Consider the following 14,705-nt stretch of genomic DNA (forward strand, 5'->3'; position numbering starts at 1 on the left):
GAATGGAATGAGTAACCCATCAAATACGATGCGAACCTTTACCGTTATTGTGATGCTTTTAATTGCTGCCTATCTGTTGATTGGGGGGGGATGGCTCATTCTACTCGGTGGTTCAATCTATTATGTGATTGCTGGTCTGCTAATTTTGGCATCAGCCTTTTTACTTAAAAGGGGGCAAGGTTCCTTTTTATGGGTGTACAGTTTCTTAATGCTAGCAACCATACTCTGGAGTTTATGGGAGGTTGGAACTGATTTTTGGGCTCTCGCACCTCGTTTGGATATTTTGGGGGTATTGGGTTTATGGTTACTCATTCCTGCAGTCACGCGCAATATGAGTCAAGTCCAAGGCAGCAAAATCGCCCTTTCGGGCACGTTGTTGATTGCTATTGCAGTTATGGTCTACGCGATTTTCAACGATCCCCAAGAAATTAATGGCGTCATTCAACAACCACAACCTGCATCGGCTCAAGCCATTGAGGGGGTGGCAGAACAAGACTGGCCCGCTTATGGACGTACTCAGGGCGGGGTGCGTTATTCACCTTTGACACAGATTAATGATCAAAATGTTAAAAATCTGAAAGTGGCTTGGACATTCCGCACAGGTGATGTCAAAACAGATAAAGATTCGGGAGAAACCACCAATCAGGTGACCCCGATTAAAGTGGGCAATAACTTATATATGTGTACCACTCACCAATGGTTAATTGCCTTGGATCCAGCAACGGGCAAGGAAAAATGGCGTTTTGATCCAAAATTGAAAGCCGACCATACTTTTCAGCATCTCACCTGTCGTGGGGTAATGTATTACGATGCCAATAATACAGCCGAGTTTGCGACCAGTTTGCAAAATCGAAAATCAGTTTCTGCCGAGTGTCCACGTAAGGTAATTGTTCCTGTGAATGATGGGCGTTTAGTCGCAGTGAATGCTGATACAGGCAAAGTCTGCTCAGATTTTGGTGAGCAAGGTGAAGTGAATTTACAAAAATTTATGCCTTATGCCTATCCTGGGGGCTATAACCCGACATCACCTGGGATTATTTCGGGTACAACAGTGGTTATTGCGGGTTCAGTCACGGATAACTATTCTTCCAAAGAGCCTTCTGGGGTCATTCGTGGCTATGATGTGAATACAGGTGAGTTGCTTTGGGTCTTTGATACAGGGGCACAAAATCCTAATGCCATGCCGAACGAAAATACGACCTTTGTACATAACTCTCCAAATGCGTGGGCACCTTTGGCTTATGATTCCAAACTGGATATCGTGTATGTACCAACAGGGGTAGGAACCCCCGATATTTGGGGCGGAGATCGTACTGAGTTAAAAGAGCGTTATGCCAATTCGATGTTGGCAATCAATGCCAGTACAGGCAAGTTGGTTTGGCATTTTCAAACAACCCATCATGATTTGTGGGATATGGATGTACCAGCGCAACCTTCTTTGGCAGATATTCAAGATACTACTGGAAAAACCGTCCCAGCGATTTATGTGTTAACCAAAACAGGGAATGTCTTTGTACTAGACCGACGTACAGGCAAAGCGATCGTGCCTATTAACGAGCGCGCAGTCCCTCAAACAGTAAAACGCGGGCCACAAACCCAAGGCGAATACTATTCGGCAACCCAACCCTTTTCTGATTTAAATCTGGCACCACAAGATAAGTTAAAAGATAAAGACATGTGGGGCGCGACCATGTTTGATCAGTTAATTTGTCGGGTCTATTTCCATCGTTTGAATTATGACGGTATTTATACTCCACCTTCAGAAAATGGTACGTTGGTCTTTCCTGGGAATTTAGGCGTATTTGAATGGGGTGGCATGTCGGTAAATGCAGACCGTCAGGTTGCTGTGATGAATCCAATCGGATTACCGTTTGTAAGCCGCTTAATTCCCGCAGATCCGAACCGTCAAGAAACGGCCAAAGGTGCAGGGACTGAACAAGGGGTACAACCAATGTATGGTGTGCCTTATGGTGTGGAAATCAGTGCGTTCTTGTCTCCGCTCGGTTTACCGTGTAAGCAACCTGCTTGGGGCTATGTGGCGGGTGTAGATTTAAAAACCCATCAAGTGGTCTGGAAAAAACGGATTGGGACTATCCGTGACAGTCTGCCGAAATTGTTCCAACTGCCACCTTTAAAAATTGGAGTACCTGGTTTGGGTGGCCCAATTTCAACCGCAGGTAATGTGATGTTTGTCGCTGGCACGCAGGATAATTATCTTCGTGCATTTAACGTCACCAATGGCGAGCAGTTGTGGGAAGGGCGTTTACCCGCAGGTGGTCAGGCAACACCAATGACCTATGAAAGCAATGGTAAGCAATATGTGGTCATTATGGCCGGCGGGCATGGTTCTTTTGGCACCAAGATGGGGGATTATTTGGTCGCCTATGCTTTGCAATAATTGACTACATCCTCCATAAAAAAAAGCTTGATTCGTCAGGCTTTTTGCTGTCTAAATTGGGACATGATGGTTCTATTTAGAGCGTTAGCAATAAATAAGATATAGATAGAAGAACAAAGTCCAAAACAGCTAAAAAAGTGCTTAAGCCTTATAGATTGGATCTTTTAGAAAAACAAAAAAGGCTTATCAATAAAACCGCTATGAAATATGTAAAAAACGCGTTTTGTTGATAGTTTAAATATCGTTATGCTGTGAGCCGTTATAATGAAACTACTAGCTGTACGCCATGTATTTATATACTGATTTTGATCAGCAACTGATCAATGAACGTGTTGCACAGTTCCGTGACCAAACGGAACGTTATTTAGCGGGTAAACTCACTGAAGATGAATACCGTCCGCTACGTCTCCAAAACGGTTTATACGTACAACGCTATGCGCCGATGTTACGTATTGCTGTTCCTTATGGTTTGATGAGCTCTACGCAGTTACGCAAGGTTGCGGAATTGGCGAAAGAATATGACCGTGGTTATGCACACGTGTCAACACGTCAAAACATTCAGTTTAACTGGCCTGCACTTGAAAATGTGCCTGACATGCTTGCCGAATTGGCAACTGTGCAGATGCATGCGATTCAAACTTCAGGTAACTGTATTCGTAACACCACAACAGACCAATATGCAGGTGTGGTTGCGGGTGAAGTTGCTGATCCACGTCCAACGTGTGAATTGATTCGTCAATGGTCAACCTTCCACCCAGAATTTGCCTTCTTACCACGTAAGTTCAAAATTGCGGTGTCTGCTTTAGAAGAAGTAGATCGTGCTGCAACGTCATTCCACGATATTGGTGTGTATATCGTGAAAAATGAGGCAGGCGAGATTGGTTATAAAATTAAAGTGGGTGGCGGTCTAGGTCGTACACCAATCATTGGTTCAATCATCAAAGAATGGTTGCCACGTGAAGATTTGATTGCTTATCTTGAAGCGGTACTTCGTGTGTATAATTTACACGGCCGCCGTGACAACAAATACAAAGCCCGTATCAAAATTTTAGTCAAAGCATTAACGCCTCAAGTGTTTGCAGAAAAAGTGGAAGCAGAATTTGCTCACACTGTGCAAACGCTAAAAGTAGATGCTGAAACTTTAGCGAAACTTGATGAAGAATTTACTCCATTTGCATATCAGCAATTGGCAGATGAAGACTTCACAGCATTATTTGCTGAATATCCGAAGTTCAAACAATGGTTCAACATTAATACCAATGCACATAAAGTGACAGGTTACCGTGTAGTGACCATTTCGCTAAAACGAGCAGGTATTGCACCAGGTGACGTGACCACTGAAGAAATGAATTTGATTGCAGACCTTGCAGACAAATACACCTTTGGTGAATTACGTACCACGCATGAACAAAACATTTCGTTGGTCGATGTACCACAAAAAGACTTGTTTGAATTGTGGCAAACCCTTGAACAACACGACTTGGCGCGTGCGCATATTGGTTTTATTACCGATATTATTTGCTGCCCAGGTGGTGACTTCTGTTCATTGGCAAATGCGAAATCAATTCCAATTTCTGAAGCAATTTCACGTCGTTTTGATGACCTAGATACGGTTTACAATTTGGGTCATATCGACTTGAACATTTCAGGTTGTATGAATGCTTGTGGTCATCACCACGTGGGTAATATTGGTATTTTAGGTGTCGATAAAAAAGGCGCTGAATTCTATCAAATTACCTTAGGTGGTAATGCAGACCATGATGCCTCAATTGGTGACATCTTAGGGCCATCATTTGCAGCAGAAGTTGTACCTGACATTATTGAAGAAATTCTGAATACTTATCTTGATTTACGTCAAGAAGGTGAAGAGTTTATTGAAACTTACCGCCGTGTTGGCATTCAACCATTCAAGGAGCGTGCTTATGCTTAATACCGCACTTCAAGTGCTCTCTAAAGATGGCACAGTGGCAGACAATAGTTACCAATTCATTGGCGAAGATGCTGTATTACCGCAAGGTGATGTGGTATTGACTGTTGATCAGTTGGATCAACTTACCAATATTACAGGTAAAAAAGCATTATTCATTACTGTGGATGCTTCTCCTGAAATTAATGAATTTCCTTTAAATCAATTAGATGCGATCTTTATTGATTTTGCAGGCTTCAACGATGGCCGTGGTTATTCATTTGCTGCATTGTTGCGTCGCCAAGGTTTCCAAGGCGAATTACGTGCGACAGGTGATGTGTTTAAGGATGTCTTAAACTATATGAAGCGTTCTGGTTTCGATACTTTTGTGATTAAAGAAGGTAAAGATATTCAGGAAGCAGCGGCAGGTTTAAATGATTTTAGACATCCGTATCAAGCTTCTACAGCAGTTGCTCAAGCAAGCTATCAAACTGGGGCTTAAGTCCTTCAGTTTTAAAAAAGCCAGATAAAATCTGGCTTTTTTTATTTTTATAACAGCCATCTTTACAAAAAAATCATTTGTTCTTTGGTGAAACATTACATCTCTTCAAGTTGGCAATTCACCATCCATTTCACGCCAAACTGATCGGTAAATGCCGCATAGAGTGCACCCCAAAAGGTCTTTTCCAAGGGCATTTCAATTTGCCCATTTTGTGACAGCGCTTCATACAGACGTTGTGCTTCTGCTTGTTCATGCTTTTCTAAATTAATGGAAATGTAGTGATTGGTGCCTTTGATAAAAGGGCTATTTGCTGCACAAAACTGTTCAGTGGTATCGGAGGCCATCAGAATTGTAAATTCATTAATTGGTAAGGAAACATGCAGAATATAATTTTTTTCGGCATCGCTGAGCTGAGATTTTTCATCAGAGGGCATATCACCATAACGTTTTAGCATGGCAAACTCACCACCGAACACAGATTTATAAAAGTTAAATGCGGCTTCGGCTTCACCTTGGAAATTCAGATAATGGTTGAGTTGCATTGTTATATGTTCCATTTTTTATTTTGGGTGTCTTAATTTAACAGTCTTGATCAAAAAGAATAATGAAAAAATGTAAGTATAAAAAATCCCCCATTATGGAGGATTTTTTATTTCGCAATGAGTGATAGTAAAATATACAAATTTAGAGAAGTTCAATCGCAACAGCCGTTGCTTCACCGCCACCAATACATAAAGCTGCAATCCCTTTCTTACCGCCAGTACGTTTTAAGGCGTGAATGAGCGTTAAAATAATCCGTGAGCCTGTTGAACCGACTGGGTGACCTAGCGCACAAGCACCACCATTAATGTTCACTTTTGCAGGATCAAGTTTAAAGTCATCCATTGGGCACATGGTTACCATTGCAAACGCTTCATTGATTTCCCAAAGATCAACGTCTTGCGCATCCCAACCAGTTTTCTTTAACACTTTCTCAATTGCACCAACAGGAGCAATCGTAAACTCAGAAGGATGTTGAGAGTTTGATGCATAAGCCAAGATTTTAGCCAATGGCTGTAAACCTTTTGCAGATGCATTATCCGCTGAAGTTAAAACTAAAGCTGATGCACCATCAGAAATTGAGCTGGCATTTGCAGCAGTAATGGTACCATCTTTGGCAAATGCTGGACGTAATGTAGGAATTTTTTCAATGTTGGCGTTGAAAGGTTGTTCATCTTTATCGATAACAACATCACCTTTACGTGTTGAAACGGTCACAGGGACAATTTCATCTGCAAAGTAACCTTCGTTGACCGCAGTTTGCGCACGTAGTAATGAACGAATTGCAAATGCGTCCATTTGCTCACGTGTATAGCCACGGGTATTGGCCATATCTTGTGCAAATGAGCCCATTAAACGACCAGTTTCAGCATCTTCTAAACCATCAAGAAACATGTGATCTTTAACTTCGCCATGACCCATGCGGTAACCCGCACGTGCTTTGGTCAAGACATAGGGTGCATTGGTCATAGACTCCATACCACCTGCAACCACAATTTCAGCAGAACCTGCTTTAATCATATCGGCAGCTTGCATGACTGCTTTCATGCCAGAACCACATAATTTATTGATTGTAACGGCACCTGTTGAATCTGGTAAACCTGCTTGACGCATAGCTTGGCGAGCAGGACCTTGTTTCAGACCTGCAGGTAAAACGCAGCCCATAATGACTTCTTCTACATCGGTCGGTTGTAGGCCAGCACGAGCAATCGCTTCCTTGATTGTTGTTGCACCAAGTTCTGGTGCAGTTAGACCAGATAAACTTCCTTGAAAACCGCCCATTGCAGTACGTGCGCCATTTACAATCACGATATCAGTCATTGATATATCTCCGAACGAGTATAATTGGTTATTGTTCAATCTCATGCAGTATATTGAAAACTGGAAATTAGATGTTACTTTTGCTGTTGACTCATCGGTTTTCAACAATTGCTTAGGTCAATGCTGCGTGAATTACCCATTTTATTCAGGATAATCTTCATATGTTTTACAGTTGACGAGCAGTAATAGAAACTGCCGTTTGAGCCGATGGGCAGACCATCTTCAGCCATAAAATTAAGGCTGGGGAAGTGCAAGGTTCCACGCCAATTTAATGTGCCGTAGGACAAGTCCGTACGTTCTTGGGTAATTAAGGTTTCATTCAAATCTAGCTGTCTATTTTGATTGGAATCGAGAAATAAAATAAAACCTTGTTCCCACATCGCTTCTTTACAGTTTTGCATGTCTTGTGAAGAGCACATTACAACATTGGTATGATGTATAGCAGCATGCTGTTTTGCGAGTTGTATACTACCTACAACTTGTCTAAAAATTGTTCTGCGCTCTTGGTTTGCTTTCATTTCGTGGTAATAAGGTAAAGCAAGTGTAACAAGTATTGACAAAACTAATATTGTAATGGCAAGTTCTACTAATGTATAAGCCATATATTTATTGAGGTGCATATAAAATAACCTAAGTACCTGTATTTTTTTAAGTTAATAATGAATATTAATCTCTTGTTTTTTATTCATTTTATAATGAAAAATGTGTTTCTCAGCGAATAAGAAAATGCTATAGTGAATCGCAAGTGAGGATAAGCTATTCTTAAAAAGCAAGAGATTATAAATTTACTGAACTACAACTGAAATTGTAAGTAATTTTGTCAATAATTTACTTGATTAAAATTATCAAACACTTGGACAAACGAATTAAGTGTTTGTATTATTCAAGGTGAGTAGCTTAAAAATAAAACTGGGGTATTTAAAAAAGCCTATCTCAGGATAGCTAAAATTTTAGGCTTAGCTTGAACAACAATTGTTTATCTCTGGAGGATAAATCCATGAAAATGAGTCGTATTGCTTTAGCGATGCTCGTTGCTGCACCTTTAGCTGCTGCTAATGCTGGTGTAACCATTACTCCTTTAATGCTCGGTTATACTTGGCAGGATTCTGAGCATAATAATGACAAACTAACTAGCCATGCAGAATTACAAGACGATATGTTCGTTGGTGCTGCATTAGGTGTTGAGTTAACTCCATGGTTAGGCTTTGAAGCTGAATATAACCAAGTTAAGGGTGATCTTGACGGTACTGGCGTACAGGGTGCTGAATACAAACAACGTACTGTAGCTGGTAACTTCTATGCTACTTCTGATTTGTTCACTAAAAACTATGACAGCAAAATCAAGCCATACGTACTTTTAGGTGCTGGTCAGACTAAAACTGACTTTGATGGCATTTATGCAGACAAAGAAGACACGATTGGTAATGCTGGTCTAGGTGCTTTCTGGCGCTTAAACGACGCATTGTCTCTTCGTACTGAAGCTCGTGGTACTTATGACTTTGATGAAAAGTTCTGGAACTACACAGCTTTAGCTGGTCTTAACGTTGTTCTTGGTGGTCACTTGAAACCTGCTGCACCAGTAGTAGAAGTTGAACCAGTTACTCCAGTTGAGCCAGTTCCTGAGCAATTGACTGAAGATCTTAACATGGAACTTCGTGTATTCTTTGATACGAATAAATCAAACATCAAAGATCAATACAAGCCAGAAATTGCTAAAGTTGCTGAGAAGTTAGTTGAATATCCAAACGCTACTGCTCGCATCGAAGGTCACACAGATAACACTGGTCCACGTGCATTGAACGAACGTTTATCTTTAGCTCGTGCTAACTCTGTTAAATCTGCTCTTGTAAATGAATACAATGTAGATGCATCTCGTTTGTCTACTCAAGGTTTCGCTTGGGATCAACCGATTGCTGACAACAAAACTAAAGAAGGTCGTGCTATGAACCGTCGCGTATTCGCGACAATCACTGGTAGCCGTACTGTTACAGTACAACCTGGTCAAGCTCAATAATTAATTATTGATTTTGATTTGAGAAAGCAGCCTTAAGGCTGCTTTTTCTTTGCTATAAAAAAATAAATGCTTTATTTTGCATTAAAAAACGAGCCAATAGGCTCGTTTTTCTTCAATCTTGAATCTGTATCTATTTACTGACCATCAAAGGTAATATGTGAGCTTGCATTCATTAAGCGATCAGCTCCCTCTTCAGAGAGTTTGATTTGTAAGCGTAAATCATTTGGTGAATCGGCGTGTTTCAGTGCATCTTTATAGGTGATTTGCTTGGCTTTATACAAATCATAAAGTGCTTGGTCAAAGGTTTGCATACCGAGTTCACGTGAACGCTTCATTAAATCTTTAATTTCATGAATATCACCCTTGCGGATTAAATCAGAAATTAATGGTGAATTAATTAAAATCTCAATTGCAGCGCGACGTGAATTACCATCTGGGGTTGGAATAAGTTGCTGTGCAACCATGGCTTTTAGGTTTAAAGATAAATCCATAAACAGTTGACTGTGTCGGTCCGCTTCAAAGAAGTGGATAATACGGTCAATGGCTTGGTTGGCGTTGTTGGCATGCAGTGTTGCAAAAACTAAATGTCCTGTTTCTGCGAAGGCAATCGCATAGTCCATGGTCTCACGTGAACGAATCTCACCAATTAGAATCACATCGGGTGCTTGACGCAAAGTATTCTTCAATGCAATTTCAAAGGAATCAGTATCGATACCCACTTCACGTTGAGTGATAATACACCCCGCATGTTCGTGAATAAATTCGATCGGGTCTTCAATGGTAATGATATGACCTTTCGAATTGTGATTACGAAAACCAATAATTGAAGCCAATGATGTTGATTTACCAGTACCTGTTGCACCAACAAAGATAATGATGCCACGTTTGGTCATGGCTAAATCTTTGAGTACTGGAGGAAGCTTGAGTTCATCCATCGTTGGAATTTTGGTTTCAATACGACGTAACACCATGCCAGGTTGGTCGCGTTGTTGAAAAGCACTGACACGGAAACGTGCTGTTTTATCACGATTCATAATCGCAAAGTTGCATTCGCGTGTTTCAGCGAATTCTTTGCGTTGTTTATCGCTCATAATCGAATTTAAGAGCTGACCAACAATTTCACCTGTTAACTTGGTTTTCGCAACAGGAACAATTTGACCATTAATTTTCATGGATGGTTCAACGTCAGCTGTGACGAAAAGGTCAGATGCTTTTTGTTGAATCATGAGATTGAGTAAGTCGTTAAAGTCCATAACCTTATCCTAATTCCGTTTTGATATTCTTATAAGAATGATTCTGGTTGTTTGGCAACAGTACGTGCTGTTTGTGGACTAATGATACCTTTAGAGACCAGCGTTTTAAGGCTTTGGTCTAAGGTAGACATACCATAGTTAGCACCTGTTTGGATCGCAGAGTACATTTGCGCAACTTTGTTCTCACGAATTAGGTTACGAATAGCAGGAATACCAATCATGATTTCATGCGCGGCGACACGGCCACCACCATTTTTCTTTAAGAGTGTTTGTGAGATAACTGCTTGTAATGATTCAGAAAGCATGGCACGAACCATATCTTTTTCTTCAGCGGGGAATACATCAATTACACGGTCAATGGTTTTGGCCGCAGAAGTGGTATGCAGTGTACCGAAAACCAAGTGACCTGTTTCTGCAGCGGTCAGGGCTAGGCGAATGGTTTCAAGGTCACGCATCTCACCAACCAAAATAATGTCTGGATCTTCACGTAGTGCAGAACGTAATGCTTCGTTAAAGCCATGCGTATCACGATGTACTTCACGTTGATTAATCAGGCATTTTTTTGATTGGTGTACAAATTCGATTGGATCTTCGACGGTTAAAATGTGGTCATAACGCTTGTCGTTAATATAGTCAATCATTGCTGCTAACGTGGTCGATTTACCAGAACCCGTTGGGCCCGTGACTAAAACTAAACCACGTGGTAAGTCACAAAGCTCTTTAAATGTTTGTCCTAATCCCAAGTCATCCATGGTAAGAACTTTTGAAGGAATGGTACGGAATACTGCGCCAGCGCCGCGGTTTTGGTTAAATGCGTTTACACGGAAACGTGCGATGCTTGGAACTTCGAAGGAAAAGTCAGTTTCCAATTGTTCTTCAAAGTCACGACGTTGTTTGTCATTCATAATGTCGTACACCAGTTTGTGTACTTCTTTATGTTCTAAAGCTGGTAAGTTAATGCGACGTACTTCACCATCTACGCGAATCATTGGTGGCATACCCGCAGATAAGTGTAAGTCAGAAGCCCCGTTTTTTGCAGAAAAAGCCAATAATTCTGTAATGTCCATGAATTCCCCGAGATCATATAAATCTTAATTATTTTGATAGAATAATAAGGCTTTCCTGCCACTTAACCAACAGTTAGAGTTGCTTGAACGTAAAAAAAGATGAATGAAATGAGAATATCGTCAATGAATAGTTTGAAAGAGTCGCGAAATCAAGTTTTAGGGCAAATTGAGGCTGCGTGTCAACAGGCAGGACGTCAGGCAGAAACTGTGCAATTGCTTGCAGTATCGAAAACTCATCCAAGTGAAGCATTGCGTGAGATGTATGCAACAGGACAGCGTGAGTTTGGTGAAAACTACTTACAAGAAGCCCTTGAAAAAATTGAGACTTTGGCTGATCTGGAGATTGAGTGGCATTTTATTGGGCATGTGCAGCGTAACAAGACCAAGCATCTGGCGGAAAAATTTGCTTGGGTGCATGGGGTAGATCGTTTAATTATTGCTGAGCGTTTATCGAGTCAACGTTTAGCAACTCAGCCACCTTTGAATATTTGCTTGCAAGTCAATATTGATGGGCAGGACAGTAAAGATGGCTGTCAGCCAGAAGAAGTTGCAGAGTTGGTACAAAAGCTGAGCCAACTTCCGCATTTAAGACTTCGTGGCATCATGGTCATTCCTGCACCGCATAATACAGCGGCATTATGGGATGCCAAAACGCTGTTTAATCAGGTGAAAACACTCCATGCACATCCTGAAGATTGGGATACTTTAAGTATGGGCATGTCAGCAGATTTGGAGGCTGCGATTGCGGCAGGTTCGACGATGGTACGGATTGGGACGGCATTATTTGGTGCGCGAGATTATTCGAAATAGATGTCGGTGGTTTTTTGTAGGTTTTGGCTGACAGCATTTGATCCTTATAGCGTCTCGCAATCCTAATGATTTATTTATATGATGGATTTATCAGGAACAGGATGTTTCTTTACAATAACAATAATAGTGTAGAACGGATGCAAAACGGTACGACAGGAGTTATACCGCAGCAAGAATCTAATAAAGCCTCGACAGGAAGTCGGGGCTTTTTAGTTTAAAATATACGGTTTTGTATATTGATTATCTGATTGGAAAACTCCAGAACTCATCTGCTTCGACTGCGATTATGTAAGCTTTATTTTGTATATAGTTAATTTTTAATGGTAAATTTAAGAAGTAAAAAACAGCCCGAAGGCTGTTTTTTAAGAGGAAATTATTCTCGCTCTATCTTCATCGGGCTAACATCCATTTCTTGATAAGAAATCAACTTGGTTTTGTATTTCCATTTATAACCGAGCCAAATCACCAAGAATAAGAAAATCCCAATATAGGTGGATAAAACTGATAACCACTCACCCGCAAGTACCGCTTGGTAATTCTGACCTAGAACCACAATTGAGCAGAGAATAAAAGCAAACCATGGCGCAAAAGGGAAGAATTTTGCACGATAAGCTAAATCTTCAATCTTATGTCCTTGAGTAATATAGCCTTTACGGAAGCGATAGTGTGAAACCGCAATCCCTAACCAAACAATAAAACCGCACATGCCTGACATATTCAGTAGCCAGTTAAATACTTGCTCTTCACCAATAAAGGTGGTTAAGAAGCAGAGTGCAGCAATTGCTGTGGTTGCAAACAGTGCATTCATTGGCACGCCACGTGGGTCGAGTTTGCCAAAGACTTTAGGCGCACTGCCATTCTGTGCCATGTTAAACAGCATACGGGTTGAGGTATACATGCCCGAGTTACCTGCTGAAAGAATCGCAGTTAAAATCACAGCATTCATTGCACTCGCAGCAAAAGCAAAACCTGCTTTTTCATAGAGTAAGGTAAAAGGAGAAAGCGCAATATTTTCAGATGAAGCAGCTTGTAGAAGCAATGGATCATCATAGGAAATGAGTGTACCGATAATAAAAATACACACCACATAAAATAACAAGATACGCCAAAAGATTTGCTTGATGGCAATCGGAATGGTTTTTTGCGGGTCTTTAGATTCACCTGCTGCAACCCCAACCATTTCTGTACCTTGGAACGAGAATCCTGCAATCATGGCTACACCAATCAGTGCAGTTAGACCACCAACAAAGGGTGCTTCACCTTTGGACCAGTTCGCGAATGTTGTGACACCAGGCGTCATCATGATTTTAGCAATCATGAAGATACCAATGATGATAAACACAATAATGGCAAAGACTTTAACCAATGAGAAGAAGAACTCGCTTTCACCAAAGCCTTTCACTGTGAGGGCATTGATCCCGAAGACAACAGCTAAGAACAGGGCACTCCAGTAGAAACCAGGTATATCTGGGAACCAGAATTTCATAATAAATTGGACAGCAACCAATTCAAATGCAACCGTAATGGCCCAGTTGTACCAATAGTTCCAGCCGAGGGCAAAACCAAAGCCGCCTTCAACATACTTGGTGCCGTAAGTGAAAAAGGCACCTGAAGTTGGGTTATGGGTCGCAAGTTCACCTAGGCTGGTCATGAGAAAGTAAATCATCACACCAATTAAGCAGTAGGCTAACAATGCACCGCCTGGACCAGCATTTGCAATGGTTGCACCTGAGGCCAAGAATAAACCTGTACCAATAGAACCACCAATGGCGATCATATTCAGATGACGAGCTCCAAGCTTACGCTTGAGTTGAGCTGGTTGAGTCGTTTCGCTCATCGTTGTTCCTTAAGATTTCTTTTGTGCGCTAGCAAACAGCACTTTAAAGCCTTGTTGATCGGCTTTGGTTGTACATTGACCAAAACTTTGCTCAATAAGTAATGGGTAATTCAAAAAGCGATTGGCAACAATCCACAATTCACCATCTGATTTCAGATGACGGCGGGAAGTTTTGCATAAATTTTCGCTGGCATTGTAATCTGTATGAATGCCTTGATGGAATGGGGGATTACTGACGATTGCGTGCAAAAAGAGGGGTGCATCCTCAATTCCACGGACTGCTTTAATCTCAAGTTGTTCTGGTAAAAGATTATTTCTTTCAAAGGTCATTTTGGTAGAGGCGAGTGCAAAGGCATCGACATCTAAAGAAAAAATGCGGTTTTTCGGATTCAATTTGGCTAAATAGGCGCTGATTACACCAGCACCACAGCCAAAGTCTGCAATTTTGCCAGAGGTGACCTGTGAAAGGTGAGGTAATAACACGGCGGTACCCACGTCTAGGCGGTTTTGGCTAAACACACCGGGTAATGCACAAATCTGTAATTCACCTTTAGGGGTTGGTACCGTGTAATGTTGTGCCCAATCGGCCAAAGGTTTTGCGGTTACGGTCTTTTCGGTGACCAATTGCCACATTTGACAATGTCGAGCGCTGTCTAATTTGAGGCTTTTGCCAAAAGGTTGCAGTTGCTTTGCTGCACGTTCCACTCCACCTTTTTTTTCACCAACTAAAAAGATGGAAGAACCTACGGCCATACGACCGACCAGTTGGTATAGGACGTAGTTGAGTAGTTCTTTTGATTTTGGGACAAAGACGATTGCCTGATCAAAACCTGTCTCTGGCAAATCGGTGCCAAAATGTACAGGGCTTTGTTGGGCTTGAAAATATTGTAATTCGTTAAAATTCCAAGTCCAAAAATGGGTTTCAACTGTCCCTGCCAGTTCTGAACTTAATTCATCACACGGTGCATTGACCAACAGAACTGAACCAGAAAGAAATGTTTGCTGACGAAGAATAACTTCACTTCGTGGATCCATCTTATTTACTCCATAGTAAAAAC

12 protein-coding genes are annotated in these 14,705 nt (G+C 41.3%); 5 read left to right on the forward strand and 7 right to left on the reverse strand.

Features of this window, described 5'->3' with window-relative positions; translation table 11 throughout:
- Nucleotides 1-7 precede the first annotated feature (7 nt).
- The 3 genes from DCO44_RS05920 (at nt 8) to DCO44_RS05930 (ending at nt 4,806) form a co-directional block, all read left to right on the forward strand.
- Nucleotides 8-2,398, forward strand: a complete 2,391-nt coding sequence (locus DCO44_RS05920; protein ID WP_116759990.1) for a glucose/quinate/shikimate family membrane-bound PQQ-dependent dehydrogenase — start codon at nt 8-10, stop codon at nt 2,396-2,398.
- A 286-nt stretch (nt 2,399-2,684) separates the two neighbouring features.
- Nucleotides 2,685-4,328 (forward strand): nitrite/sulfite reductase, encoded by a 1,644-nt coding sequence (locus tag DCO44_RS05925; protein WP_116759992.1) that lies wholly within the window; start codon nt 2,685-2,687, stop codon nt 4,326-4,328.
- Nucleotides 4,321-4,806, forward strand: coding sequence for a DUF934 domain-containing protein (locus DCO44_RS05930; RefSeq protein ID WP_116759994.1), 486 nt, complete (start codon nt 4,321-4,323; stop codon nt 4,804-4,806). The genes DCO44_RS05925 and DCO44_RS05930 overlap by 8 nt, the downstream gene beginning before the upstream one ends.
- Before the next feature lie 95 nt (nt 4,807-4,901).
- Here the strand turns inward: DCO44_RS05930 and DCO44_RS05935 are convergent, their stop codons facing one another.
- The 3 genes from DCO44_RS05935 to DCO44_RS05945 form a co-directional block, all read right to left on the reverse strand.
- Nucleotides 4,902-5,348, reverse strand: a complete 447-nt coding sequence (locus DCO44_RS05935) for a VOC family protein (RefSeq protein WP_116759996.1) — start codon at nt 5,346-5,348, stop codon at nt 4,902-4,904.
- 142 nt (nt 5,349-5,490) lie between these two features.
- Nucleotides 5,491-6,666, reverse strand: a complete 1,176-nt coding sequence (locus tag DCO44_RS05940; protein ID WP_116759998.1) for a thiolase family protein — start codon at nt 6,664-6,666, stop codon at nt 5,491-5,493.
- Nucleotides 6,667-6,767: 101 nt separating this feature from the next.
- Nucleotides 6,768-7,286, reverse strand: a complete 519-nt coding sequence (locus DCO44_RS05945; RefSeq protein WP_116760000.1) for a GspH/FimT family pseudopilin — start codon at nt 7,284-7,286, stop codon at nt 6,768-6,770.
- Nucleotides 7,287-7,663: 377 nt separating this feature from the next.
- Between DCO44_RS05945 and omp38 the strand changes: the two genes are divergently transcribed.
- Entirely contained in the window at nt 7,664-8,680 is a 1,017-nt protein-coding gene (omp38, locus tag DCO44_RS05950; protein WP_116760002.1) for an outer membrane protein Omp38, read from the forward strand.
- A 134-nt stretch (nt 8,681-8,814) separates the two neighbouring features.
- Here the strand turns inward: omp38 and DCO44_RS05955 are convergent, their stop codons facing one another.
- Nucleotides 8,815-9,933 carry a PilT/PilU family type 4a pilus ATPase gene (locus DCO44_RS05955; protein ID WP_116760004.1) on the reverse strand — a complete coding sequence of 373 codons (1,119 nt, stop codon included), beginning with the start codon at nt 9,931-9,933 and terminating at the stop codon, nt 8,815-8,817.
- A 29-nt stretch (nt 9,934-9,962) separates the two neighbouring features.
- Nucleotides 9,963-11,000 carry a type IV pilus twitching motility protein PilT gene (locus DCO44_RS05960; RefSeq protein ID WP_116760006.1) on the reverse strand — a complete coding sequence of 346 codons (1,038 nt, stop codon included), beginning with the start codon at nt 10,998-11,000 and terminating at the stop codon, nt 9,963-9,965.
- Nucleotides 11,001-11,123: 123 nt separating this feature from the next.
- On the opposite strand from DCO44_RS05960, the gene DCO44_RS05965 reads away from it, so the two are divergent.
- Nucleotides 11,124-11,810 carry a YggS family pyridoxal phosphate-dependent enzyme gene (locus DCO44_RS05965; RefSeq protein WP_116760008.1) on the forward strand — a complete coding sequence of 229 codons (687 nt, stop codon included), beginning with the start codon at nt 11,124-11,126 and terminating at the stop codon, nt 11,808-11,810.
- A 373-nt stretch (nt 11,811-12,183) separates the two neighbouring features.
- On the opposite strand, the gene DCO44_RS05970 is transcribed toward DCO44_RS05965, so the two are convergent.
- Together DCO44_RS05970 and DCO44_RS05975 are read right to left on the reverse strand one after the other, a co-directional pair.
- Nucleotides 12,184-13,647 (reverse strand): amino acid permease, encoded by a 1,464-nt coding sequence (locus DCO44_RS05970; protein ID WP_116760010.1) that lies wholly within the window; start codon nt 13,645-13,647, stop codon nt 12,184-12,186.
- Nucleotides 13,648-13,656: 9 nt separating this feature from the next.
- Entirely contained in the window at nt 13,657-14,682 is a 1,026-nt protein-coding gene (locus DCO44_RS05975) for a class I SAM-dependent methyltransferase (protein WP_116760012.1), read from the reverse strand.
- Nucleotides 14,683-14,705: the final 23 nt, after the last annotated feature.

Origin of the sequence: Acinetobacter sp. AM (genome assembly GCF_003105055.1) — a bacterium.
Classification (GTDB): domain Bacteria; phylum Pseudomonadota; class Gammaproteobacteria; order Pseudomonadales; family Moraxellaceae; genus Acinetobacter; species Acinetobacter tibetensis.